Source organism: Streptomyces sp. NPDC048295 (genome assembly GCF_040652135.1).
Classification (GTDB): domain Bacteria; phylum Actinomycetota; class Actinomycetes; order Streptomycetales; family Streptomycetaceae; genus Streptomyces.
In genome coordinates this window covers 114,674-137,806 of the sequence record NZ_JBEZLL010000003.1, presented here as the reverse complement: position 1 = coordinate 137,806, position 23,133 = coordinate 114,674, and the positions used below count along the sequence as shown (strand labels likewise).

Sequence of the window (23,133 nt, the reverse complement as noted above, 5' to 3'; positions counted from 1 at the left end):
AGCTTTTGGCTGGCACGGGCACGATCACCCGACGGACCTAGAGCAGGAGTGGGCGGAACGATGCTTGGATCGACTCACGGCACCCTCACCACCGACTTCCGCGCCAGGGTGGTGGCCTGCGGCGAAGAGCCGCACTCCGCCGTCCACAGCATGACGGTCGACGCCGCCACGGCGTCCGTCCTGGACGTCAGCGGCCGGCCGCTGCACGCGGACGTACCGGACCTGGACCGGTTCTTCCGGCCCGGGTCCGTGGCCGTCGTCGGCGCGTCCGACACCGAGGGACGGCCCAACACCGGCATCACCCGGCAGCTGATCGCCTGGGCCGAGCGGGTCGGGGCGCGGCTGTATCCCGTGCACCCCACCCGGGAGTCCGTGTTCGGGCGGGCCTGTTCTCCTTCCGTCGCGGACCTGCCGGAGCAGGTCGATCTGGCGGTGCTGCTGGTCGGCGATCCGCTCCCGGTCATCGAGGAACTCGCGCAGGCCAAGGTGCGGTTCGCGGTCGCCTTCGCCTCCGGGTTCGCCGAGACCGGGGAGGAGGGCGCCGCCGCCCAGGCGCGGCTCGCCGCGGCGGTGGAACGGTCCGGGCTGCGGCTGCTCGGGCCGAACACCAACCTCAACGCCTTCGAGGAGTTCCGGGACGATCTGGACGGGCCGGCCATCGCACTGATCACCCAGTCCGGCCACCAGGGCCGCCCCGTCTACACCCTTCAGGAGCTGGGGGTGCGGCTCTCGCACTGGGCGCCCACGGGCAACGAGGCGGATCTGGAGACCGCCGACTTCATCTCGTACTTCTCGCAGCGCCCCGAGGTCGGGGCCATCGCCTGTTATGTGGAGGGGCTCAAGGACGGGCGCTCCTTCCTGCTGGCCGCGGACCGGGCGGCGCGGGCCGGGGTACCGGTCGTGGCGGTCAAGGTGGGACGTACGGAGACGGGGGCCAGGATGGCCGCGTCACACACCGGCAAGCTGACCGGCGCCGACCAGGTGGTGGACGCGGCGATGCGGCAGTTCGGGGTGATCCGGGTGGACGGGCTCGACGAACTCCAGGACACCGCGGCCCTGCTGGCGCGGGCACGGAAGCCGCAGGCCGAGGGGGTCGTCGTGTATTCGATCTCGGGCGGCACGGGCGCGCACTTCTCGGACCTGGCGACCGGGGCCGGACTGAGCCTGCCCAGCCTCTCCGAGGCGAAGCAGCGCGAGCTGCACGAGTGGATCCCCGGCTATCTGAACGTGGCGAACCCGGTCGACAACGGCGGCCATCCGGTCGGCGACTGGCGCGGCCGGAAGATCATCGACGCGATCCTCGCCGATCCCGACGTCGGGGTGCTGATCTGTCCGATCACCGGCCCCTTCCCCCCGATGAGCGACAAGCTCGCGCAGGACCTGGTGGACGCGGCGGAGACCACGGACAAGCTGGTGTGCGTGGTGTGGGGCTCGCCCGTGGGGACGGAGGAGGCGTACCGCACGACGCTGCTCGGCTCGTCCCGCGTCGCCACCTTCCGCACCTTCGGCAACTGCATCACCGCCGTGAAGGCCTACTTGGACCACCACCGGTTCACCGCCTCCTACCGCTCCCCCTTCGACGAGGCGCCCCGCACGCCGTCGCCCTCGTTCCGCAAGGCGCAGGCGCTGATGCGTCCGGGCCACCAGCTGAGCGAGCACGCGGCGAAGCAGCTGCTGCGGGCGTACGGAATCCGTGTACCGCGCGAGCAGTTGGTGACCAGCGCCGCGGCGTCCGTCCGGGCCGCGGGGCTGGTCGGCTACCCGGTGGTCATGAAGGCCTCGGGCGCCCGGCTCGCCCACAAGACCGAACTGGGCCTGGTCAAGGTCGGGCTCACCTCCGCGAGCCAGGTGCGCGACGCGTACCGCGAGCTGACCGACATCGCGCGGTACGAGGGTGTCGAGCTGGACGGGATCCTGGTCTGCCAGATGGTCGAACGGGGCGTCGAGATGGTCGTCGGCGTCACTCAGGACGCGCTGTTCGGGCCGACGGTGACGGTCGGGCTCGGTGGCGTACTGGTCGAGGTGCTGCACGACGCGGCGGTACGGGTGCCGCCGTTCGGCGAGGACCAGGCGCGGTCGATGCTGGGCGAACTGCGCGGCCGGGCACTGCTGGAGGGCGTGCGCGGCGGCCCGCCGGTGGATGTGGACGCGCTCGTCGAGGTCGTGCTGCGGGTGCAGCGGATGGCGCTGGAGCTGGGCGACGACCTCACCGAACTCGACATCAACCCGCTGATGGTGCTGGGCCGGGGGCAGGGCGCGGTGGCGCTGGACGCGCTCGCCGTCTGTCGCTGACCGGCCGTTCCCCAGCCGGCCGCGCCGCCGTCGGCGCCACCGCCCGACCCACCTGACCAGGAGCTGCCCCATGCCGTCCTCCCCCGAAGACATCACCGAGTCCGCCGAGTCCGCCGACCCGCTCCACTCATTGGTACTCCACGCCACTGACAACGGCGTCTGCTGGATCACGCTCAACCGTCCCGAGGCGATGAACGCCGTCACCTGGGACCAGCGGGAACGCGTCATCGGCCTGCTCGCCGAGGCCTCCGCCGACCCGGCGGTCCGGGCCGTCGTCCTCACCGCCACCGGCCGCGGTTTCTGCGCGGGCGCAGACCTGCGCGGTGCCCCGGCGACCGGCGAGCGGGTGCCGGGCGACGTGGCCCGTACGATCCGGCTCGGCGCGCAGCGGCTCATCGCCGCGGTCCTGGACTGTGAGAAGCCCGTCGTCGCGGCCGTCAACGGCACGGCGGCCGGCATCGGCGCCCACCTGGCGTTCGCCTGCGATCTGGTGCTGGCCGCCGAATCGGCGAAGTTCATCGAGGTGTTCGTACGCCGGGGTCTCGTGCCCGACGGCGGCGGCGCGTATCTGCTGCCTCGGCTGATCGGCCCGCAGCGCGCCAAGGAGCTGATGTTCTTCGGCGACTCGCTCCCGGCGACGGAGGCGGAACGCCTGGGGCTGGTCAACCGGGTCGTCCCGGACGGGGAGTTGACGGAGACGGCACGGGCCTGGGCGCAGCGGCTGGCCGAGGGGCCGACCCGCGCGATCGCCCTCACCAAGCAGCTCGTCAACGCGTCGATGGACGCCGACCGGTCGACGGCCTTCGCCGCCGAGGCCATGGCTCAGGAGATCAACATGACGACGCAGGACGCCAACGAGGGCGTGGCGAGCTTCGTGGAACGGCGGGCGCCCAAGTACCGGGGGATCTAGGCTCTTTCGTCCGGATCGGGCCGGTCACTCCGATGATCTGGACACGGTCTCCGCGGATCCGCTGCACCGCGAACTTCAGAGCGCGTTCGGAATCGATGCCCTGGCTGTGGTCGGGCGCGCCGGTCATGCGGTGCCCCTCCCGCTCAGCCGCTCCGGCCACTCAGAGTAGCGGCCCGCGACCGGGTGCGGTCGTCGTCGTGCGCGCTCACCCGGGGGCCATGCGACTGAGGGATTCCCAGGCGCGGTACTGCTCCTCGCGGGCACGGTCCATCTCCAGGACGATGTCGAACGACCGGTCGCCGAGGATCAGGCGGCGCGGCGGGTCGGGCAGGGCGGCCAGTTCCAGGAGTACGGGAGCCGCCTCGCTCGGGTCCGGGCCCGCGTCGTCGCCCCACATCTCCGTCAGGCGGGCGCGCAGCTCGTCGTAGGCGGGGTCGGGTGCGGTCGCCGTGGTGCCGGAGGTGAACAAGCCCGTGGCGTAGCCGCCCATCTGCACGATGGTGACCTTGATCCCGAACTGCTCGACCTCCATCGCCAGCGCCTCGCTGACCGAGTCGAGCGCCGCCTTCCCCGCTCCGTAGAACCCGACGGAGGCCATGCCGCCGCCGCTGCCCATCGAGGTGATCTGGAGGAGGCGCCCGCCCCGGGCGCGCAGGTGGGGGATCACGGCCTGGGCGACCCAGACCGCTCCGAAGAAGTTGACGTCGAAGTGGTCGCGGATCTGTTTCTCGGCGGCCTCCTCGACCATGCCGTACAGCAGGCCGCCCGCGTTGTTGACCACGACGTCCAGACCGCCGAAGGCCGTGGCCGCCCGTTCCACGGTCTCGAACACGGCCCGGCGGTCGGAGACGTCCAGGGAGAGCGGCAGGAGCGCGTCCGGATGCTTCTCCGCGAGATCGGCGAGCGGCCCGACATCGCGGGCGGCCGCCACGACCCGGTCCCCGGCGGACAGGGCGGCCTCGGTGAAGGCGCGCCCCAGACCGCGGGAGGCACCGGTGATGAACCACGTCCTGGCACTCGGCGCAGAGAGCACGGAAACCCACTCCTTCGTCCGCGGGAACGCCGCGCGTTCTGCGGCGGCGAGGTCTTCCCTCGTTCTAACGAGACGGATCGTTCCGTCTCGCTGAGACCTTAACCGACCCGTCCCGCCCGGCGCCAGGGGAATTGGCAACGGTGACTTTCGGCAGTGTCGGGGCGCTGTCCGGCTGCGTACGGTCGTGCGGGTGAGCAGGGCGAACGGGGCGAGGGTGAGCGGGGTGACCGGGGTGGACAGGGCGGTGACCGGTGGTGCGGTCCGGCGGGCCGTCGTCGCACCGGGGAGTCTTCTGGCCGTCGGCGCGGCGGTCTGTGTCGGGCTGAGCGCGGTCAGCCCGTGGTGGGCGCTGCCCGCGGCCGCGGCGGCGTTCTTCGCGGGCCGGGAGCCGGGAAGGACCGGGCCCGTGGTCCTCGTGCTCGTCGCGGTGGTGGCCGGCGGGGTGGTGGCGGTGGCCCTGGTGCCCTCCTGGCTGCTGATGGCGGGGCGGTTCGTCGCGGTGGTGGCGGTGGCGGCGATGCTGCCGTGGTTCGCGGGGCGCTTCTGGCGCCAGTACCAGGAGCTCGTCCGGGCGGGCTGGGAGCGGGCGGCCCGGCTGGAGCGCGAACAGCGGCTCGTCGCCGAGCAGGCCCGGTCCCGCGAGCGGGCCAGGATCGCCCAGGACATGCACGACGTCCTCGGGCACGACCTCAGTCTCATCGCCCTGTCGGCCGGCGCCCTCAAGCTGGCCCCCGGGCTCGACGAGGCACACCGGGCCGCGGCCGGGGAGATCCGGGCGCGCGCGGCGGCGTCCGTGGAGCGGCTCGGCGAGGTGATCGGCCTGCTGCGCGAGGAGGCGGACGACGGGCCGCCGCAGCCGCCCGGCACCGGCATTCCCCGGCTGGTCGAGGAGGCCGCGGCCGCCGGGCTCGCAGTGGACCTGCGGGTCGAGGGGGACGCCGGCGCCCTGCCCCCGGCAGCCGCGCGCGCCGCCCACCGGGTGGTCCAGGAGGCCCTGACCAACGCCGCCAAGCACGCGCCACGGGCGCCGGTGGACGTGCGGATGACGCATACGGCCGGGGAGACGACCGTACGGGTGGAGAACGGCCCCGCCCCCGCACCGGACCACGCCGGGGACGTACCGGGCACCGGGCGGGGGCTGATCGAGCTCGACGAACGGGTGCGGCTGACCGGCGGCACCTTCGCCCACGGCCCGTACGAGGGCGGCTTCGCGGTCACCGCACGGATTCCGCACGCACCGCCCGCCCAACCGCCGCCCGCCGCACCGAGGCCCGCTCCCCCGGCCCTGCCCCCGGAGCACCGGCACGCCCGCAGCCGCGCCCGCCGGGCGCTGGCCCTCGCGGTGGTGCTGCCCCTGGTGGCATGGGCGGGGCTGAGTGGAGCCCTGATGGCCTGGGACATCCGCTCGGCCCGGCTCTCCGTGCTGGACCCCGGCGACTACGCCCGGCTGCGGGTGGGTCAGGATCGGGAGGCGGTCGAGCGGCTGCTGCCCGACCGGGAGACCACACAGCGGCCGGTGGCCGGGGAACCGAGCGGAGAGGGCATCGCATGCACGTACTACGCGATGACGGCGGACCGCTTCGACGACCGGTCCGGGGACGCCTACCGGCTCTGTTTCCGGGACGGCCGGCTGATGTCCAAGGAGGCCCTGACCCCATGAGCACGCCCCACGCACGAGGAACGGCGGGCGGACGGTGATCCGGGTGCTGATCGCCGACGACGAGCCGATGATCCGCGCGGGAGTGCGCTCCGTGCTGGCCACCGCCCCGGACATCGACGTCGTCGCCGAGGCCGCCGACGGACACGACGCGGTGGAGCTGGTACGCCGCCACCGCCCGGCCGTCGCCGTGCTCGACATCCGGATGCCCGGGACGAACGGGATCGAGGCCGCGGCCGAGATCCGACGCACCGTGCCGGGGACGGGGATCGTGATGCTCACGACCTTCGGCGAGGACGACTACATCCTCCAGGCGCTCGGAGGCGGCGCCGCCGGTTTCCTGATCAAGTCGGGCGAGCCCGAGGAACTGATCGCGGGGGTCCGTGCGGTGGCCGACGGAGCCGCCTATCTGTCACCGAAGGTCGCGGCGCGGGTCGTCGCTCATCTCTCGGCGACGGGCGCGGGTGCCCTGGCCGGCCGGCGCGCCGCCGCCCGGGAACGGGTCGGCGCTCTCACCGCCCGGGAACGCGACGTACTGGCCTTCCTCGGCAGCGGGCTGTCCAACGGTCAGATCGCCCGGCGGCTGCATCTGGTGGAAGGGACGGTCAAGGCGCATGTGAGCTCCATCCTGGCCCGGCTGGGCGTGGACAACCGGGCCGCCGCGGCCGTCGTCGCCCATGAGGCCGGAATCGTCGCGCCCGCGCAGCCGCCGCTCGACCGCTGACGCCGCACGCCGGGCGAGCGGCAGGAACGCGAGCAGTACGGCCGCCACCACCGAGGCCCCGAGGACCGCGCCGGCCAGCACGTCGTGCGGGTAGTGCGCCCCCACCACGACCCGCAGCAGGGCCGCCGCCGCACCCACCGGCAGGGTGACGGCGGCCAGGCGCGGGCGCAGCACGGCCAGGCCCACCGCGAGGCCGACGGCCAGGGTCGCGTGGTTGCTCGGGAAGGACCAGTCATCGGGCGGCGGGCACTCGGCGGCCGTCTCCGCGATGGAGCGCAGGGCCCGGCAGGGGCGCTCCTCGTCCACCACCAGCTTCACGGCCTCGCTGACCGCGTACGCCAGCACGGTGGCGACGCCGGTGAGCACGGTGCCCGCGGACATCCGGGTGTCCCCCCGGCGTACGGCGCTCCACCAGGCCCACACCAGCAGCAGACCGAGGACCACCAGGGTGCCGTCGGTCGCCGCCTCCAGCAGCGGTCCGGTCCAGGAGGGTGCGTCGGCCACCGCCCGGGTCACCGAGCGGTAGACGGAGGCCGAGGCGCCGTCCGTCACCTCCACGGCGCGGTCCGTGCCCAGCCCGCCCGGGGCGAGCGCCAGGACGGCCGCCGCCCCCGAGGCCAGGACGACGCAGGCGAGCAGCGGACTCATGATCCGTCGGGGCCGGGTTCTGCTTCCGGTTTCTCGTCTCATGGAACGTGAACCTAGAAGCGGCGGTGGCGGCGCACCCGGGCCGACCGGCGGGTCCCACCCCCGACGATCGTCGGGGGTGGGACCCGCCCGGGACCGCCGCGCACCGGCAGGTCCAAGCTGCCGGTCCGCGGCCCTTCCCATCTGATGGGGTGTCAGCTCTAATCGAAGGGTGATGGGACACGCAGGCATGGCCGCCATCGCCGTCCGGTACCTCAGGTCCGTCGGCGCCGCCACCACCGCCGGGCCGGCACCGGTCGATCCGCTGCCGCGCCCGCATCTGCGCGCCGTGTCGGACGGTGAGCGACCGCCCGTCGACCCGGGCGAATTCCGCCGCGTGCTGGGGAGCTTCGCCAGCGGAGTCACCATCGTCACCGCGCACGACCCGGACGACGCGCGGGGCCCGGCGGGCTTCGCCTGCCAGTCGTTCGCGTCGCTCTCCCTCGACCCGCCGCTGGTGACGTTCATGGTCGCCCGTACGTCGACGACCTGGCCGCGCATCGCGCGCGCCGGGGCCTTCTGCGTCAACATCCTCGGCGCGGGCCAGGGAGCGCTGTGCCGGAGCTTCGCGGTGAGCGGCGCGGACAAGTTCGCGGGGGTGGCGTACGCGCCCGCCCCGGTGACCGGGTCACCGTTGCTGGACTCCGTACCGGCCTGGGTCGACTGCCGCATCCAGGCCGTCCACACCGGGGGCGACCACCTGATCGTCGTCGGCCGGGTGGAGGCGCTGGGCGCGGTGGACGGGGCGGATCCGCTGCTGTTCCACCGGGGGGTGTTCGGACGGTTCGGGCCGCTCGACGGGTGAGCGGCCCGGACCGCCCGGACACCCCCGCCGGTCAGCCGAGCCCGGCGACGGGGGCCGAGGGCTCCCGCACCCGGCGGATCACCAGTGCCATCAGTGCCGCCATCGCGCACAGCGCCCCGGACGCGTACCAGACCACGTCGTACGAGCCGAAGGCGTCGCGCGCCACTCCGCCCAGGAACGCCACCAGCGCCGCACCCACCTGGTGGGAGGCCAGCACCCAGCCGAAGACGATGGCGCTGTCCTCCCCGTACTGCTCGCGGCACAGGGCCAGCGTCGGCGGGACGGTGGCCACCCAGTCCAGGCCGTAGAAGACGATGAAGAACACCATCGGCGGCCGCACCGTCGGCTCCATCAGCATCGGCAGGAAGAGCAGCGAGACGCCGCGCAGCGCGTAGTAGACGGCGAGGAGCCGCCGGGCGTCGAAGCGGTCGGTGAGCCAGCCGGAGAAGACGGTGCCGATGATGTCGAAGACGCCGATGACGGCGAGCAACGAGGCCGCGGCGGTGACGGGCATGTGGTGGTCGTGGGCCGAGGGCACGAAGTGCGTACGGATCAGGCCGTTGGTCGAGGCCCCGCAGATCGCGAACGAACCGGCCAGCAGCCAGAAGGGCCCGGTGCGCGCCGCGTCGGCCAGCACGCGCACGGCCCGCCTCGCCGCCCCGCGCGCGGGCGCCGGCTTCTCCACGTAGCCGCCGCCGTACGGGGCGAGGCCCACGTCGGCCGGGTGGTCACGGAGCAGGAACCAGACGAACGGGACGACGACCAGGGCCGCGAGCGCCACCGTCACCGAGGCGGGGCGCCAGCCGTGGTTCACGACGATCCAGGCGCACAGCGGCAGGAAGACCAGCTGCCCGGAGGCGCCGGCCGCGGTGAGGATGCCGGTGACCAGGCCGCGCCGGGCCACGAACCAGCGGTTGGTGACGGTGGCGGAGAACGCCAGCGCCATGGAGCCGGTGCCGAGGCCGACGAGCAGGCCCCAGTAGATCAGCAGCTGCCAGGAGGCCGTCATCCATACGGAGGCCAGCGCCCCGGCCGCCACGGCGCTGAGGGCGACCACGACCACCCGGCGGATGCCGAAGCGGTCCATCAGCGCGGCGGCGAACGGTGCGGTGAGCCCGTACAGCGCCATGTCGAGGGAGACGGCGAGTCCGATCTCCCCGCGCGACCAGCCGAACTCCGTGTTGAGCGGGTCGATGAGGAGGCCGGGGAGGGAGTTGAACGCGGCGCCGCCGATGATCGTCACGAAGGTGACGACAGCGACGATCCAGGCGCGGTGAACACGTCGGCGGGAGGGGCGCCCGGGGGCTGCCGGGGCGGTGGCCTGCCGCTCGTCGTCCCGGGCGGCGCTTTCGGTTGTCTGGGTCACGTCACTCAGCATCGGGCTCCGGCAGGACTCCTCACGAGTGGCCGGAAGGACACCCTTCGCAGGAATCGGGCCATCGGAGGCATCGCTTTCCGGCCCGGACGCGGCCATCGGGATCGCCGCTCTCCGGCCCGGTCGGACGGGCCCGCCCACGGGCCCGTATGCGCGTACGATCGCCAGTCGGCCGACGGGCCGGGCCCGCCGGGCCCGTCACGCACCGATCCGGGGGATTCCATGCAGTGGGCAGCACGCCAGCACTTCCACCACCGCTCCGCGCTGATGCAGACCTGGGGCGCCGTACTGCTGCTCATCGCCTGCGGCCTCTGGGTCTGGCTGGGCTTCCTGCTGGCGGACCAGCGGGACATGTACTGCTACCGCACCATGTCGTCCATGTGCGAGGTGGACACCGAGGTGCCGAAGCAGCTGACCGTCCTCGGGATCTCCGCGCCCCTGTCCGTCCTCGGTGCGGGGCTGCTGGTCGCCGGCAGTGTGCGCAGGCAGACCAGCTCCCATGTCTTCGAGGTCATCGAGATGCAGAAGTCCGAGGAGCGCAGCCGGGAGAAGTGACCAGCGTTGCCACCGCCCAGGCGCACCCGGCGCCCACCGCGTACCAGAGCAGATCGGGTGCGTTGAAGGTCGAGCCGAGCACCAGCCGCGCCGCCGTGCTGTGGCGGGAGAGCTCCGCGGGCACCCCGGTCAGTTGCAGCAGCTCCACCGCCCAGCTGAACGCCAGCCCCGTCCCCGCCATGACGGCCGGCCGCGCGCCGGGGGCGATCACGGCGACCAGGGCGCAGATCAGCACGGTGTAGAGGGCGTCCCCGGCGTACTTGGCGAGGTCTCCCTCCGTGAACGCCCTGACCGCGAGCCCGGCGAGCACGGTCAGCGCCGCGGCGCCGGCCGCGACCGCACGGGCGCCCAGGGCCGTCCGGACTCCCCGGCCCCCGCTCACGCGATCCGCTCCAGCCGGCTGATCGGCCGGGCCACCAGCAGGACCCCCACCACCATCAGGTTGATCACCGCTCCGGCCAGCAGCAGCTCGGGCGCGCCCACCCGGTCCGCGACCGGTCCGGCCAGGGCCCGGCCCGCCGCCAGCATCAGCAGCGAGCCCGCCACGTCGTACGCGTGCAGGCGGTTCAGCGCCTCGGGCGGCACATGGGTCTGGACCGTCGTCGACCACATCACCAGCCAGAACGCGAATGCCGCGCCCGCCGTGAACTGCCCCGCCCCGAGCGCGGGCACCGGCAGCCCGAGGCCCAGCACCAGCAGGTTCACACAGACCCCGGTCAGCGCGACGGCGCCCGCCGCGAGCGGGCGGCGGGGTCTCAGCCGCAGGGCGAGCAGCCCGCCGACGACGCTGCCCGCGCCGTTCACCGCCATCATCAGGCCGTACGTCCCCGAGCCGTGCGCCTCGGTGACCTCGACCGCGGTGAGCGGCAGCATCGGGCCGAGCACCGTGAAGCCGTACACCGTCCAGATCGCGATCACCCCCCACAGCCAGCTGCGGGCCCGGAACTCCCGCCACCCGTCGACCAGTTCGGCGACGAAGCCGCCGCGCTGCGCGTCGTCCGACGGGGCCGGGGCGAGCCTCATCAGGAACAGGCAGAGACCGGAGACCAGGAACGTCGACGCGTTCGCCGCGTAGACCGCGCCGGCGCTGGCCAGTCCGACCAGCATGCCCGCGAAGGCCGGACCCGCCATGGTCATCAGCGCCTCGGAGACCCTGAGCACGGCGTTGCCCCGCTGCACGTCCGAGGCGACCCGGGGCACGGTCGAGGCGACGCCCGGCTGGAAGAGCGCGGCGCCCACACCGGCCACCGCGCTGAGCGTGTACACCGCCCACAGCGGCGGGTTCCCGGTGGCGAAGGAGAACGCCAGCACCGAGGCCCCGACCAGCCGCAGCGCATCCGCGATGATCATCATCCGGCGGGGGGTGAACCGGTCCGCCAGTACGCCGCCGAAGAGCACGAACAGCGCCAGCGGCCCCATCCAGGCCGCGAGCGCGAACCCCACCGAGGAGTGCGGGCGCCCCGCGCCCAGCAGTCCCGCGGTGAGGGCCACCGGGATCATGCCGTCGCCGAAGAGCGCGGCGGTACGGGCGACGAAGAAGAACCGGAAGTTGCGGCTCCAGAGCCCCTCCGCCTGGTCGCCACCGAGTCCGCCGCCCTTTGCGCGCACCTCGTGGGAACCGGTCGGAAGGGGCTGCACGCCATCGTGTTCGGCGGCGGGAATGCGCAGGTATTGCGCTGACTTTTCCTTCACAGGAGTGACATGTATCAGGGTTGAGGTCTATACCACTAGGGGTGAAGGGAGTCCGCCAATGCCGCACCGAATCGCCGTCCTGGCCCTCGACGGGCTGCTGCCCTTCGAACTGGGCATCCCCCAGCGGATATTCGGCCGCGCGTTCGACATCGAGCCGCACGAACGGGGCCGCAGCCTGTACGAAGTCGTGACCTGTTCCGTCCGCCCGCCGGGCCCGGTCCGTACCGACGCGGACTTCACGATCACCGTCGAACGCGGCCCCGAAGCACTCGCCACCGCCGACACGGTGGTGATTCCCGCCAGCTACGAACTCGGCCCCGTCTTCGACGAGGGCAGGCTCACCGACGAACTGGCCGCCGCGTTCGCCCGCATCAGGCCGGGGACCCGGATGGTCTCGATCTGCACGGGCAGCTATGTGCTGGCCGCCGCCGGATATCTCGACGGGCGCCCCGCCACTACCCACTGGTCGCACGCCGACCACTTCCAGCAGGTCTTCCCCGAGGTGCGGGTCGACCCGGACGTCCTGTTCATCGACGACGGGGACGTCCTGACCTCCGCCGGGGTCGCCGCCGGGATCGATCTCTGCCTGCACATCGTGCGCCGGGACCACGGCACCGCCGTAGCCAATGACGTCGCCCGCCGCACGGTCGTGCCCCCGCACCGGGACGGCGGTCAGGCGCAGTACATCCAACGTCCCCTTCCCGAGGCCCGGTTCGCGACCACGACCACCGCGCGCAGCTGGGCGCTCGGGCGGCTGGAGCGTCCGATCCTGCTGCGCGACATGGCGCAGCAGGAGTCGATGAGCGTGCGCACCTTCACCCGGCGGTTCCGGGAGGAGGTCGGGGTCAGCCCCGTCCAGTGGCTGACCCGGCAGCGGGTCGAACGGGCCCGGCACCTGCTGGAGTCGACGGATCTGTCGATCGACCAGGTGGCGCGGGACGCGGGCTTCGGGACGCCCACGTCACTGCGGCAGCATCTCCAGGCGGCGCTGGGGGTGTCGCCGACGGTGTACCGGCGCACGTTCCGCGCAGGGAAGGCCTGACCGGGCGCGCGGGCCGTCGCCCCTCCGCACCGCTCGGACCGCCCCGCCCCCACGTCCTGGACGGCCCCATGAAGTGCGTCACAGCGCCGCTCGTGGACCGCATCCGCCGTCGGGGCCCGTCGCCGGCAACGCCCCACCCCGCCCCACCGATCCGGGGATTTCTTCCCCAGGGGCCGGGGGCCACTCCGCCCCGGAGCGACTTAGGTCACCCTTCCCTGCCACCGCTTCCGCCTGATAGGCATGTGAAGCATCACCGGCACTTCGGGAGTTTCGCCATGAAAAAGGGAAATCCAGACAGCCTCATACCCTTCACCATCGACCTGACGTTCGAGGAAGCTCGGCGTCGGGCCGAGGTCGTGACCGCGCTCGGGCCCGACTGGGACCCGATCGCCGCCCTCCAGGGCGAGGAAGAGGCGTACGCGCTCCTCTACTCGGGCCTGGACGCCGAACAGCAGCGCACCTACGACCTGCTGGTGGCGGCCGGCGTCCTGCCGGGAAGGGGGCCGGGCCGTGCGACTGCCCATTGATCCGCAGGCGGACGTGGCCCGACGCGCCTGGATGCCCTGCCCCGTCTGCGACGACGCCCGTCACTGCGAGAACTGCGCCGGCCCCCGTAACTGCCGTGAGCACTGGCGCTACCTGATCTCCAACAACGGACCGGTCGTCCATCTCCAGTGTCCGCAGTGCACCCACATGTGGTCCGTGAACACACGCCCCGACGTCACCCCGCGCGACAGCGGCGCCTTCGGCGGCTGACCGACGGCAACACTGCCGGGCGCGGTGCCGGGACACGCGAGCCCGGCAGCGGGTCGAGCGGGCCCGGCAGCTGCTGGAGTCGACGGACCCGTCGATCGGCCAGGTGGCGGGAGTCGCGGCGCTCCGGTCGTGTCCGGGCCGTCCTTCGGGATCACGGTGGCCCTTGTCGGCCGGGCCGGGTGCGGCGGCGTGAGGAGCCTCGGGGCCGCAGGACCGCCGGAACGGTCAGGGCGCCAGGGGCTGGTGGCGTGGCGGTGGGAGAAAGACGGGAGACCAGGGCCGTCACCGCGGTCTCGGCGATCGTCGTGGGGCGCAGGGTCACGGTGCTCACCGACGGATCGTTCTCGGCGTAGGCCGGGTCCTCGCTGGCGCAGACAAGGAGGAGGTCGTCGGGGATCCGCAGGCCGTAACGGGCCGCGGCGGCCAGAGCCTGGCGGCCGCCGGGGTCGTAGATCGTGTAGACCGCGTCGCAGGCGCGGGCGGCGAAGACGGCGTCGAAGGCGTGGCCCGGGGTGTCGTACGGGTCGCAGGTGAGGAACAGCGTCCGGTGGCCGTGCTCGCGGCACCACTGCTCGTACGCGCGGGTCACGGCCCGGGTGTAGTGCTCGTCGCCGTACCCGGCGTGCAGGGCGATCCGTCGGGCGCCCGAGGCCGCCAGGTGGCCGAGGACCTCGCGAGTGGTGGCGGTGTGGTCGTTGTCGACCCAGACGTCCCCGGGCCTCGGATCGACGGGCCGGCCGTCGAAGACGAGCGGGATGCCTCGGGCCCGCAGAGCACGCAGCACCGGGTCGCCCGCGGGGCTGTCGAGAAGCAGCATGCCGTCCACGGTGAGGGTGTGCCACAGCGTCTCGGCACCGCGGGCGGCGGGGAGGATGGTCAGGGCGTAGCCGTGGGCGTGCGCGGTGGCCGTGGCGGCGGTCAGGAGCCGGGCGAAGTACGGGACTTCGAGGAAGTTCCAGGCCGACCCGGCGTAGGTCGTGACGGCCACGCCCAGGGCCCCTCCGGTCTGCGGGGTCCGCCGGGCGCCGTAGCCGAGCGCGGTGGCCACCTCGCGGACCCGGCGGCGCGTGGCGTCGGCGAGCCGGCCGGTTCCGTTGAGAGCGTGCGAGACGGTGGCGGTGGAGACCTCCGCGGCACGGGCGACATCGGCGAGGGTGGGCCCTGACATGGCGCCATCGTAGGGATCGCGGTGCGGATTCCGTCGTACGGGGTGGGTTCTGGTTACGGCGTTAATCAATGAGGGTCCGGCCACGGTTAACGCAGCCCAACCCTTGGAGCAGTCATGACTTCTACTTTTGCGCGGCGGAGCGTGCTCGCCGCGGGTGCGGCCGGACTGGTGGGTGCGGCGGCCGGCCCCGCGGCCGCCGCGCAGCGGGGCGCCGCGCACCGCGGTTCCGCGGCCATGGTCATCCACAACGCGCGGGTGTTCACCGGGCTGCCCGGCGCCCGCCCCGTCGAGGCCGTGGCCGTCGGGCGCGACGGCCGGATTCTCGCCACCGGCCGCAATCGCGAACTGCGCCGCCTCGCCGGACGGGACACCGAGGTCGTCGATGCGCGCGGGGCCACCGTGATGAGCGGCATCCACGACGGCCATGTACACCCGCTCGGCGCGGGCGAGCGTTCGCTGCGCCCCTCCCTGGAGGGCGCCGAGACGACCGCCGAGCAACTCCTGGCGATCCTCACGGGTTTCCTCAAGGACACGCCCGGCCAGGAGCCCGACGGCTGGCTGGTGGTCTCGGACTGGAACCCGGTCGGGCTGCTGCCGCAGGGCACCCTGCCCCACCACTCCCTGCTCGACGCCCTCCCCACCCGTCGCCCGATCGCCCTCCTCGGGGGCGACGGCCACAACGCCTGGGTCAACGCCCGCGCCCTTCAGATCGCAGGCATCACCGCGACGACCCCCGACCCGGTGGGCGGAAAGATCGTGAAGGGGCCGGACGGCAAGCCCAGCGGGGTGCTCAAGGACGACGCCCAGGTCCTGGTGACCCGCCACATCCCGGAGCCGAGCGAGGCCGAACTGGTCGCCGCCTGCTCACGGGTCCTCGCCCAGGCGGCCGCCTCCGGGGTGACCACGATGATGGACGCGGCGGTCGGGCGGGGTGAGCTGATGACGTATCAGGCCCTCGCGAAGGCAGGGAAGTTGCCGCAGCGGATCGTCCCCGCGATCAAGCTCGACACGGACCTGACGAAGGACCCGGCGGCGGCGCTCGCCTACGCGCGCGGGCTGCAGCACGCGTTCCGGGACGTACCCGGGCTGCGGTTCGGGACGAGCAAGGTGTTCCTCGACGGGGTGATCGAGTACCCGGCGCAGACCGCGGCGCTCCTGGAGCCCTATCTGGACGGCTCCGGACACCCGACGGACAACCGGGGCGAACTGTATGTCTCCGGGCAGGACTACGGGCGGCTGACCGCGGCCTTCAACCGGGCCGGCTGGCAGATGCACGCCCATGGGCTCGGCGACCGCGCGGTGCGCACGGCACTCGACGGATATGCGTACGCCCGGCGCACGACCGGGCTGCGCAACACCCGGAACGCCGTCGCACACCTCCAGCTGGTGGACCCGGCGGATCTGGGGCGGTTCGCCGCACTGGACGTGGTGGCCTGCATGCAGCTCCAGTGGGCGGAACAGGACACGTGGACGATGGACGCCCTCCTGCCGTACATCGGGCCCGAGCGGCACCGGTGGATGTACCCCGCCCGCTCCCTGGAGCGGCACGGGGCCCGGCTCTCGGGCGGCTCGGACTGGCCGGTGGACCCGCTCCAGGTGTGGAACCAGGTCCGTACGGCGATCGATCGCACGGGCGCGGAGGGCGACGGGCCGCTCTACCGGGAGCTGGAGGGGCTGAGCCGTACGTCGGCGCTGCGCATGCACACGCGGGGGACGGCATGGCAGCTGGGCATGGACCATCTGACGGGAACGGTCCGGCGCGGTCTGGCCGCGGATCTGATCGTTCTCGACCGTGATGTGACGCGCTGCCCGGTGGCGGACATCAGCGACACCCGTGTCGAACTGACCCTGGTGGGCGGCCGGGTCGTCCACGACGCGCGCACTCCGGCGGGCCGGGCCGCGGCCGCGCGACTCGACCGGGCCGCCACCGGGCCCCGCCCGTCGGCCTACGCGGCGGTGCACGGCGGACGACACAACGCCTGCGGCTGCGGCGGCCGGCCGTAGCGGTCCTCGGCTCCGCGCCCCTGCCCGGCGAACGGCGTTCCGTCCGGGTCACGCCCCGCACGGAACGCCGTCCGGCGGGGGCGGCCGCACCGGCCGCTCTCTTCCGCGGCCCCCACGGCACGGCGGTGTCTCACCGCCGTGCCGGTGGTGTGCCGAGGCTCCGCCCCACGGAGCCACCCGGCCGGCCACCCGCGTTTCTTGGCAGCGGACACCCGGCGCCAACTGCACGGCACTGCCGCTAGAACACCAGCACGCCCCGCGCCACGCGCCCCTGATGCGCGTCCTCGGCCGCCTTGGCGAAGTCCTCCACCGGGTAGGTCTCGGTGACGAGTTCGTCCAGCAGCAGCCGGCCCTCCCGGTACAGCTCCGCGTAGAGGGCGATGTCCCGCTGCGGGCGCGAGGAGCCGTAGCGGCAGCCCAGGATCGACTTGTCCAGGTACATCGACGAGACGAGGAACGAGGCCTCCGCCGTCGCGGCCGGGACGCCCAGCAGGATCGCCTGGCCGTGCCGGTCCAGCAGGTCGATCGCGGTACGGATCAGCTCCGTGCGGCCCACGCACTCGAAGGCGTGGTCGGCGCCTCCCGGCAGGATCTCCCGCACGCCGTCCGCCGAGGTCAGGAAGTGCGTCGCGCCGAACTGCCGGGCCGCCGCCTCCTTCGCCGGGTTGGCGTCGACGGCGACGATCGTCAGCGCGCCCGCGATCCGGGCGCCCTGGATCACATTGAGCCCGATGCCGCCGGTGCCGATCACCACGACCGTGTCGCCCCGGTCGACCTTCGCCCGGTTGAGCACGGCTCCGACACCCGTCAGCACCCCGCAGCCGATCAGCGCCGCGGAGGTCATCGGGATGTCCGCCGGGATCTTCACCGCCTGCACGGCCTTGACCAGGGTCCGTTCGGCGAAGGCCGAGTTGGACGCGAACTGGTACAGCGGATTCCCGCGCCGTGCGAACGGCCGCCCCGGCATCCCGATCGCCTTGCGGCACATGGTCGGGCGCCCCCGGTCGCACTGGGAGCAGGCCCCGCAGTTGGCCAGCGTGGACAGCGACACGTGGTCGCCGGGCACCACATGGGAGACGCCCGCGCCGACCGCCTCGACCACGCCCGCGCCCTCGTGCCCGAGCACCACCGGCGCCGGGAACGGGATCGTCCCGTCGATCACCGAGAGGTCGCTGTGGCACAGCCCGGCCGCGGCCACCGCCACCAGCACCTCGCCGGGGCCCGGGTCGCGTATCTCCAGATCGTCGACGACCTCGGTCCGCTTGCCGTCGAAGACGACGCCTCTCATCTCGGCTCCCTCGGTAGGCCGAGCACCCGCTCGGCGATGGTGTTCACGCGTTCGGCCGGGCCTTCGCCGCGGCCGCCGCGGCCATCTCCTCCAGCCGCGCCAGCATCGGCATCGGGTCGGTGCCCACCGTCCCCGGCAGGAAGTCCGCGATCCGTTCCGGGGTCCACGCCCCCTCCACGTATCCGGCCCGCAGCTCCCTCGGCTGGGCCCAGACCGCGATCTTCGGCCCCGCGACGGTGTACACCTGACCGGTGATCTTCTCCTGGCGGGCCCGTTCGCTGAGCAGGTAGACGACGAGCGCCGCCACGTCCTCCGGCTCGCCGATCTCCTTGAGCTCCATGGGGACGTTGGCGGACATCCGGGTCCGGGCGACCGGGGCGACGGCATTGGCCGTGACGCCGTACTTGTGCAGGCCGAGCGCCGCGCTCCGCACCAGCGAGATGATCCCGCCCTTCGCTGCGCTGTAGTTGGCCTGGGCGACGCTGCCCTGGTGGTTGCCGCTGGTGAAGCCGATCAGGGTGCCGCCGCCGTCCTGTTTGCGCATCACCGCCGACGCGGCCCGGAAGACGGTGAAGGTGCCCTTGAGGTGGGTGGCGACGACCGGATCCCACTCCTCCTCGGACATGTTGAACAACATCCGCTCCCGCAGGATGCCGGCCACGCAGACGACCCCGTCGATCCGCCCGTACCGCGCGAGCGCCGTGTCGACGATCCGCTGCCCGCCCGCCATCGTGGAGATGTCGTCGGCGACGGCCACCGCCTCGCCGCCCGCCGCCTCGATCTCCTTCACGACGGACTCGGCGACCTCGCTGCTGGGCTCGCCGCCCTCGATGGAGACGCCGTAGTCGTTGACGACGACCCGCGCCCCCTCGGCCGCCGCCGCGAGCGCGACCGCCCGCCCGATGCCGCGTCCGGCACCCGTCACGGCCACCACCTTGCCTGCCAAGAAGTTCCCCATGCCCGGCCCCTTCCCGCGGTTTCTGACGGACCGTTAGATTTTATGGGCCATCAGGTCCACGAGCACAAGCCCCAGGAGGCGCCATGTCACTGCCGGCCGAGTTCCACGACATCGCGAAGCGGGTCAACAACTGGGGCCGCTGGGGCGCCGACGACGAGACCGGGACGCTCAACCTGATCACCGACGCCGTGGTGCGTGAGGCCGCCGCCACCGTCCGCAGCGGCCTGCGGATACCGCTCGCGCTCCCCCTCCGGCAGGACGGCGTGCAGAGCGGGCTGATCCCCGGGCGGATCAATCCGCTGCACACCATGGTCCAGATCAACCAGGAGCTCTTCGGCCCCGGCACCGTCGCCACCAGCGACGACACCGCGGTCCTGAGCCTGCAGACGGCCACCCACTGGGACGCCCTGACCCATGCCTCGCACTCGGGGAAGATCTACAACGGCCGCCCGGCCACGACGATCACCGCACACGGCGGCGCGGAGTTCAGCGGGATCGACAAGGCACCGCACATCGTCTCGCGCGGGGTGCTGCTCGACGTGGCGCGCGCCCTGGGCGCGGACCGGCTGCCCGGCGACCACGCCGTGACCCCCGAGGACCTGGAGGCCGCCGAGGAGCTGGCGGGGGTGCGCGTGCGGTCCGGCGACATCGTGCTCGTACGGACCGGGCAGGTGCAGGTCCTGCTGGCGGGCGACAGGCACGCGTACGGCTATCCCTCGCCCGGCCTCTCGGTCCGGACGCCCGAGTGGTTCCGCGCCCGCGATGTGGCGGCGGTCGCCAACGACACCCTGACCTTCGAGATCTTCCCGCCGGAGATCGACGATCTGTGGCTGGGGGTGCACGCGCTGCACCTGGTCGAGATGGGCATGCTCCAGGGCCAGAACTGGAACCTGGAGGCGCTGTCCACCGCCTGTGCGCAGGAGCGGCGGTACGCCTTCCTGCTCTCCGCCATGCCGGAGCCGTTCGTCGGCGCGACCGGCACTCCGGTGGCGCCCGTCGCGATCCTCTGACCCGCCGGGAGCAACTGCTTTAACCTTTATGCAAGATGCGTCACGGCGCGCGAGACCTTGCGCACCTCGCGGTCCGCGTCGCCCGCGCCCTGCGCGCCGGGGTGCGACGGCAGCTGGATCAGCGGCGCACCCCGGTCGACCTCGCACCAGATGCGCTTGCCCGCGCCCTCCGGCTGCCAGCCCCAGCGGTCGGCGAGGCCGTCGACCAGCTCCAGGCCCCGGCCGTTGGTGTCCTCGCCCGCCGCGTGCCGCTGCTGCGGCGGGCGGCAGCTGGCATCGGCCACCTCGACCCGGACGGTGCCGGCCGCACCGGCCGCGCCGGTCGGGCCGAACAGCATGCGCAGCACGGCCGGACACCCGGTGTGCACCACCGCGTTGGTGACCAGCTCCGAGATCAGCAGGATGAGCGTCTCGGCCAGCGGCTCGTCGTCCCTTATCCCGGACCCGACCAGTCTCGACCGGGCCCATCTACGGGCCCGCCCGACCTCCGCGGGATCCGGCCCGACCTCCAGCTGAACCTGAAGCACCTGCACCGCTCACACCATCCGAACCGGCGGACACATCGCCTCGCGCCTCCTCGGGGTCACGGAACGTGACTCCCCTGCGAGACAGCATGGTTGACGTACAGTCACCGCAACAAGCGCTTCGGGCATATTCCAGCGCGAAGGAGTACGCGTGGTGCATACTGTGCGACGCACGTTGCGGGGAGTCGAACAGAGGCGCGTCGAGGCCGCGGGAGCCGCCTCCCGGGCACGCCCGGCGCTTCTGCCTGGAACGCGAGCAGGGCACCTCTCCCGGACCGGAGTCGCCGCACGGGCAACACCCGGATCGCCCGGTTCCAGTTCCTGTCGCATCCAACGGAGCGTACCCGAGCCGGGCACCGACTCCACCCCGTGACGGAAATACGTGAAGGGCGCGGGACGGCGCCCGCGCCCGCCGACTGCACTGCGTAACTCCGCAGCGTGAGGCTCCTACCGCTGCCTGTGACATGCGTGGGTCGGGGGGTGACCCGCGTCCGGGCGCCGGAGACCTGCACGGAACCCGTCCGGCTTCAGCACAGGTCCCCCGCAAGCACCTCCTCGGCCGCCGCGGCCGTCAGCCACTGCCCGGACCGCAGCCAGGCCCGTTTGAGGTGCAGGTGCACGTCCGACTCCCAGGTGAAGCCCATGCCGCCGTGCACCTGGAGGCAGTCGCGCGCGTTGCGGACCGCGGCGTCGTCGGCGAGCAGCTTGGCGCCCGCGATCTCGACCGGGTCCGCGGTCACGGCCGCCGCGTACACGGCGCTGCGGGCCAGTTCGGCACGGACCAGCATTCCGGCGCACAGGTGTTTGACCGCCTGGAAGGAGCCGATGGGCGCGCCGAACTGTTCGCGCGTACCGACGTGTTGGACCGCCATCTCGGTCGTCCGGGCGGCGCTGCCGAGCTGTTCGGCGGCGGCGAGCAGGGCGCCCTCCTCGCGCAGCCGCCCGCCCCCGGGCAGCGGCTCGCCCGCCTCCACCGGCTCGGTGACCCGCCACAGGGGGGTGAACGGGTCGGCCGACCGTACGGGGCCGGCCGCGTCCCGCACCGGTGCGGCGTCCCGCAGCGTGCCGCCCGCCGCCCGCGGCGCGTACCCCGGGGCGAGGACGAGCAGCGCGTCCGCCTCCCCCAGGTGCGCCACCGGCCGCCCCGCGTCGAGCACGGCGACCACCGTCTCGCCGCTCGCCGCGCCCTTCGCCGAACCGGCGGCGAGATGGGTGGCGATCAGCGGCCCCGGCAGCAGCGAGCGCCCCGCCTCCTCGAAGAGCAGGACCGCTTCGGGCAGCCCGAGACCGACACCGCCCTGTGCCTCCGGCAGCCGCAGCGCGAAGAACCCGGCTTCGCCGAGCTCCCGCCACAGCGCCCGGTCGGTGCCGGCGCCGGCGTCGAGCGCGGCCCGCATCCGGTCCCTGCCGAACCGCCCGGCGAGGAGTTCCCGCACCCCCGCGCGCAGGGCCCGCTGGTCGTCCGAGAGCTGGAAGTCCATGAGTGCGTCAGCGCCCCTTCGGCAGGCCGAGTATGCGTTCGGCGACGATGTTCCGCTGGATCTGCGAGGTGCCTGCGGCGATGGTGTACGAGAGCGAGGAGAGCCGGTCCAGGACCCACTCCCGGTCCAGGTCCGCGCCGTCCGCGCCGAGCACCTCGGCCGCCGCCTCGTACAGCTCCTGGCGGGCGTGCGAGTAGCGCAGCTTGAAGACCGAGCCGCCGGTCCCGGGCACGCCGCCGGCCCCGGCCCGCTGCGCCTCGCCGACGTTCCACTGGGTGAGCCGCCACAGCGCCCGGAACTCGGCGTTCAGCCTGCCCAGCCTGCGGCGCAGCACCGGGTCGTCCCAGCCTCCGGTGCGCCGGGCCTCGGCCGCCAGTGCCGCCAGGGTGCGACGACAGGCGACGACCTCGCCGACGAAGGCCGTGCCGCGCTCGAAGGAGAGGGTGACCATGGTGACCCGCCAGCCGTCGTTCTCCGCGCCGACGCGGTGGGAGACCGGCACCCGCACCTCGTCGAGGAACATCTCGGCGAACTCGGTGGACCCGGCGAGGGTGCGCAGCGGGCGGACGGTGACCCCGGGGGTGTCCATCTCCATCGCGAGCCAGCTGATCCCGCGGTGCCTGGGCGCCGCCGGGTCCGTACGCACCAGCAGCTCGCACCAGTCGGCGACCTCGGCGTGCGAGGTCCAGATCTTGCTGCCGCTCACCACGTAGTGGTCGCCGTCGCGCACCGCCCTGGTCCGCAGCGCGGCGAGGTCCGACCCGGCGTCGGGCTCGCTGAACCCCTGGCACCAGATCTCGTCGCCGCGCAGCACCGGCGGCAGCCAGCGGGCCCGCTGCTCCGCGGTGCCCTCGGCGGCGATCGTCGGGCCGGCGTGCAGCAGCCCGACGAAGTTCGCGCCGACGTACGGGGCCCCGGCCAACTCCGTCTCCTCCAGGAAGATCAGGTGCTGGGTCGGGGTCGCGCCCCGGCCGCCCGCGTCGACGGGCCAGTGCAGACCCGCGTAGCCCGCGTCGTACAGCATCCGCTGCCAGGCCGTGTCGTACGCGCGGCGCCCCGGCCAGTCGTCCGGGGCGGGCTTCGCCGGCAGTCCGGGGAGCACCGCGGCCAGCCACTCGCGCAGCCGCGCCCGGAACTCCTGTTCCTCCTCCGTGTACGCGAGGTCCATCGCG

General features: G+C 73.4%; 22 protein-coding genes and 1 pseudogene. 12 read left to right on the top strand and 11 right to left on the bottom strand.

The window, feature by feature from the left end; translation table 11 throughout:
• Positions 1-60 precede the first annotated feature (60 nt).
• A complete protein-coding gene (locus AB0D53_RS05140; protein ID WP_362440321.1) occupies positions 61-2,292 on the top strand; it encodes an acetate--CoA ligase family protein in 2,232 nt (743 codons plus the stop codon).
• Positions 2,293-2,362: 70 nt separating this feature from the next.
• Entirely contained in the window at positions 2,363-3,202 is an 840-nt protein-coding gene (locus AB0D53_RS05135; protein WP_362440318.1) for an enoyl-CoA hydratase-related protein, read from the top strand.
• 205 nt (positions 3,203-3,407) lie between these two features.
• On the opposite strand, the gene AB0D53_RS05130 is transcribed toward AB0D53_RS05135, so the two are convergent.
• The gene (locus tag AB0D53_RS05130; RefSeq protein ID WP_362440315.1) at positions 3,408-4,235 is read right to left on the bottom strand and encodes an SDR family NAD(P)-dependent oxidoreductase; all 828 of its coding nucleotides are present in this window, start codon (positions 4,233-4,235) and stop codon (positions 3,408-3,410) included.
• Positions 4,236-4,527: 292 nt separating this feature from the next.
• On the opposite strand from AB0D53_RS05130, the gene AB0D53_RS05125 reads away from it, so the two are divergent.
• Together AB0D53_RS05125 and AB0D53_RS05120 are read left to right on the top strand one after the other, a co-directional pair.
• Entirely contained in the window at positions 4,528-5,895 is a 1,368-nt protein-coding gene (locus AB0D53_RS05125; protein WP_362441001.1) for a histidine kinase, read from the top strand.
• 34 nt (positions 5,896-5,929) lie between these two features.
• Positions 5,930-6,616: a response regulator transcription factor gene (locus AB0D53_RS05120; RefSeq protein WP_362440312.1), complete on the top strand. Its 687-nt coding sequence runs from the start codon at positions 5,930-5,932 to the stop codon at positions 6,614-6,616.
• Between the two features lie 90 nt (positions 6,617-6,706).
• Here AB0D53_RS05120 and AB0D53_RS05115 read toward each other — a convergent pair.
• Positions 6,707-6,922: pseudogene (locus AB0D53_RS05115) on the bottom strand (phosphatase PAP2 family protein); the annotation flags it as partial.
• Here AB0D53_RS05115 and AB0D53_RS05110 point away from each other — a divergent pair.
• Together AB0D53_RS05110 and AB0D53_RS05105 are read left to right on the top strand one after the other, a co-directional pair.
• Positions 6,831-7,142 (top strand): hypothetical protein, encoded by a 312-nt coding sequence (locus tag AB0D53_RS05110; protein ID WP_362441067.1) that lies wholly within the window; start codon positions 6,831-6,833, stop codon positions 7,140-7,142. The pseudogene AB0D53_RS05115 and the gene AB0D53_RS05110 overlap by 92 nt on opposite strands.
• 351 nt (positions 7,143-7,493) lie before the next feature.
• Positions 7,494-8,108: a flavin reductase family protein gene (locus AB0D53_RS05105; RefSeq protein ID WP_362440998.1), complete on the top strand. Its 615-nt coding sequence runs from the start codon at positions 7,494-7,496 to the stop codon at positions 8,106-8,108.
• Between the two features lie 31 nt (positions 8,109-8,139).
• On the opposite strand, the gene AB0D53_RS05100 is transcribed toward AB0D53_RS05105, so the two are convergent.
• Entirely contained in the window at positions 8,140-9,486 is a 1,347-nt protein-coding gene (locus AB0D53_RS05100) for an MFS transporter (protein WP_362440309.1), read from the bottom strand.
• A 219-nt stretch (positions 9,487-9,705) separates the two neighbouring features.
• On the opposite strand from AB0D53_RS05100, the gene AB0D53_RS05095 reads away from it, so the two are divergent.
• Positions 9,706-10,038, top strand: a complete 333-nt coding sequence (locus AB0D53_RS05095; RefSeq protein WP_362440306.1) for a hypothetical protein — start codon at positions 9,706-9,708, stop codon at positions 10,036-10,038.
• Here the strand turns inward: AB0D53_RS05095 and AB0D53_RS05090 are convergent.
• Entirely contained in the window at positions 9,995-10,420 is a 426-nt protein-coding gene (locus tag AB0D53_RS05090; RefSeq protein ID WP_362440303.1) for a DUF2809 domain-containing protein, read from the bottom strand. The two genes, AB0D53_RS05095 and AB0D53_RS05090, sit on opposite strands and share 44 nt — an antisense overlap.
• Positions 10,417-11,646 carry an MFS transporter gene (locus tag AB0D53_RS05085; RefSeq protein ID WP_362440995.1) on the bottom strand — a complete coding sequence of 410 codons (1,230 nt, stop codon included), beginning with the start codon at positions 11,644-11,646 and terminating at the stop codon, positions 10,417-10,419. Before AB0D53_RS05085 ends, AB0D53_RS05090 begins: the two co-directional genes overlap by 4 nt.
• Positions 11,647-11,788: 142 nt before the next feature.
• On the opposite strand from AB0D53_RS05085, the gene AB0D53_RS05080 reads away from it, so the two are divergent.
• From AB0D53_RS05080 to AB0D53_RS05070, 3 genes are all read left to right on the top strand, one after another.
• A complete protein-coding gene (locus AB0D53_RS05080) occupies positions 11,789-12,772 on the top strand; it encodes a helix-turn-helix domain-containing protein (protein ID WP_362440300.1) in 984 nt (327 codons plus the stop codon).
• A gap of 275 nt (positions 12,773-13,047) precedes the next feature.
• Positions 13,048-13,299, top strand: a complete 252-nt coding sequence (locus AB0D53_RS05075) for a DUF6400 family protein (protein ID WP_362440297.1) — start codon at positions 13,048-13,050, stop codon at positions 13,297-13,299.
• The gene (locus tag AB0D53_RS05070) at positions 13,283-13,528 is read left to right on the top strand and encodes a hypothetical protein (RefSeq protein WP_362440293.1); all 246 of its coding nucleotides are present in this window, start codon (positions 13,283-13,285) and stop codon (positions 13,526-13,528) included. Before AB0D53_RS05075 ends, AB0D53_RS05070 begins: the two co-directional genes overlap by 17 nt.
• Before the next feature lie 151 nt (positions 13,529-13,679).
• On the opposite strand, the gene AB0D53_RS05065 is transcribed toward AB0D53_RS05070, so the two are convergent.
• A complete protein-coding gene (locus AB0D53_RS05065; protein WP_362440290.1) occupies positions 13,680-14,696 on the bottom strand; it encodes a LacI family DNA-binding transcriptional regulator in 1,017 nt (338 codons plus the stop codon).
• Between the two features lie 114 nt (positions 14,697-14,810).
• Here AB0D53_RS05065 and AB0D53_RS05060 point away from each other — a divergent pair, with 114 nt between their 5' ends.
• Positions 14,811-16,700, top strand: coding sequence for an amidohydrolase (locus AB0D53_RS05060; RefSeq protein WP_362440287.1), 1,890 nt, complete (start codon positions 14,811-14,813; stop codon positions 16,698-16,700).
• 238 nt (positions 16,701-16,938) lie between these two features.
• Here the strand turns inward: AB0D53_RS05060 and AB0D53_RS05055 are convergent, their stop codons facing one another.
• Both AB0D53_RS05055 and AB0D53_RS05050 read right to left on the bottom strand, forming a co-directional pair.
• Positions 16,939-17,988, bottom strand: coding sequence for a Zn-dependent alcohol dehydrogenase (locus AB0D53_RS05055; protein ID WP_362440284.1), 1,050 nt, complete (start codon positions 17,986-17,988; stop codon positions 16,939-16,941).
• 43 nt (positions 17,989-18,031) lie between these two features.
• Entirely contained in the window at positions 18,032-18,946 is a 915-nt protein-coding gene (locus AB0D53_RS05050; protein WP_362440281.1) for an SDR family oxidoreductase, read from the bottom strand.
• A gap of 83 nt (positions 18,947-19,029) precedes the next feature.
• On the opposite strand from AB0D53_RS05050, the gene AB0D53_RS05045 reads away from it, so the two are divergent.
• Entirely contained in the window at positions 19,030-19,956 is a 927-nt protein-coding gene (locus tag AB0D53_RS05045; protein WP_362440278.1) for a cyclase family protein, read from the top strand.
• 26 nt (positions 19,957-19,982) lie between these two features.
• Here the strand turns inward: AB0D53_RS05045 and AB0D53_RS05040 are convergent, their stop codons facing one another.
• From AB0D53_RS05040 to AB0D53_RS05030, 3 genes are all read right to left on the bottom strand, one after another.
• Positions 19,983-20,489, bottom strand: a complete 507-nt coding sequence (locus AB0D53_RS05040) for an ATP-binding protein (protein ID WP_362440275.1) — start codon at positions 20,487-20,489, stop codon at positions 19,983-19,985.
• 518 nt (positions 20,490-21,007) lie between these two features.
• Positions 21,008-21,961 (bottom strand): acyl-CoA dehydrogenase family protein, encoded by a 954-nt coding sequence (locus AB0D53_RS05035; RefSeq protein WP_362440272.1) that lies wholly within the window; start codon positions 21,959-21,961, stop codon positions 21,008-21,010.
• Between the two features lie 7 nt (positions 21,962-21,968).
• A complete protein-coding gene (locus AB0D53_RS05030) occupies positions 21,969-23,129 on the bottom strand; it encodes an acyl-CoA dehydrogenase (RefSeq protein ID WP_362440269.1) in 1,161 nt (386 codons plus the stop codon).
• Positions 23,130-23,133 lie beyond the last annotated feature (4 nt).

Excerpts from the sequence above, each read along its gene's own strand:
- AB0D53_RS05095 (WP_362440306.1), top strand. The coding sequence starts at position 9,706 with ATGCAGTGGGCAGCACGCCAGCACTTCCACCACCGCTCCGCGCTGATG.
- AB0D53_RS05050 (WP_362440281.1), bottom strand. The coding sequence starts at position 18,946 with ATGGGGAACTTCTTGGCAGGCAAGGTGGTGGCCGTGACGGGTGCCGGA.
- AB0D53_RS05065 (WP_362440290.1), bottom strand. The coding sequence starts at position 14,696 with ATGTCAGGGCCCACCCTCGCCGATGTCGCCCGTGCCGCGGAGGTCTCC.
- AB0D53_RS05100 (WP_362440309.1), bottom strand. The coding sequence starts at position 9,486 with ATGCTGAGTGACGTGACCCAGACAACCGAAAGCGCCGCCCGGGACGAC.
- AB0D53_RS05030 (WP_362440269.1), bottom strand. The coding sequence starts at position 23,129 with ATGGACCTCGCGTACACGGAGGAGGAACAGGAGTTCCGGGCGCGGCTG.
- AB0D53_RS05075 (WP_362440297.1), top strand. The coding sequence starts at position 13,048 with ATGAAAAAGGGAAATCCAGACAGCCTCATACCCTTCACCATCGACCTG.
- AB0D53_RS05140 (WP_362440321.1), top strand. The coding sequence starts at position 61 with ATGCTTGGATCGACTCACGGCACCCTCACCACCGACTTCCGCGCCAGG.
- AB0D53_RS05080 (WP_362440300.1), top strand. The coding sequence starts at position 11,789 with ATGCCGCACCGAATCGCCGTCCTGGCCCTCGACGGGCTGCTGCCCTTC.
- AB0D53_RS05055 (WP_362440284.1), bottom strand. The coding sequence starts at position 17,988 with ATGAGAGGCGTCGTCTTCGACGGCAAGCGGACCGAGGTCGTCGACGAT.
- AB0D53_RS05060 (WP_362440287.1), top strand. The coding sequence starts at position 14,811 with ATGACTTCTACTTTTGCGCGGCGGAGCGTGCTCGCCGCGGGTGCGGCC.
- AB0D53_RS05105 (WP_362440998.1), top strand. The coding sequence starts at position 7,494 with ATGGCCGCCATCGCCGTCCGGTACCTCAGGTCCGTCGGCGCCGCCACC.
- AB0D53_RS05135 (WP_362440318.1), top strand. The coding sequence starts at position 2,363 with ATGCCGTCCTCCCCCGAAGACATCACCGAGTCCGCCGAGTCCGCCGAC.
- AB0D53_RS05035 (WP_362440272.1), bottom strand. The coding sequence starts at position 21,961 with ATGGACTTCCAGCTCTCGGACGACCAGCGGGCCCTGCGCGCGGGGGTG.
- AB0D53_RS05045 (WP_362440278.1), top strand. The coding sequence starts at position 19,030 with ATGTCACTGCCGGCCGAGTTCCACGACATCGCGAAGCGGGTCAACAAC.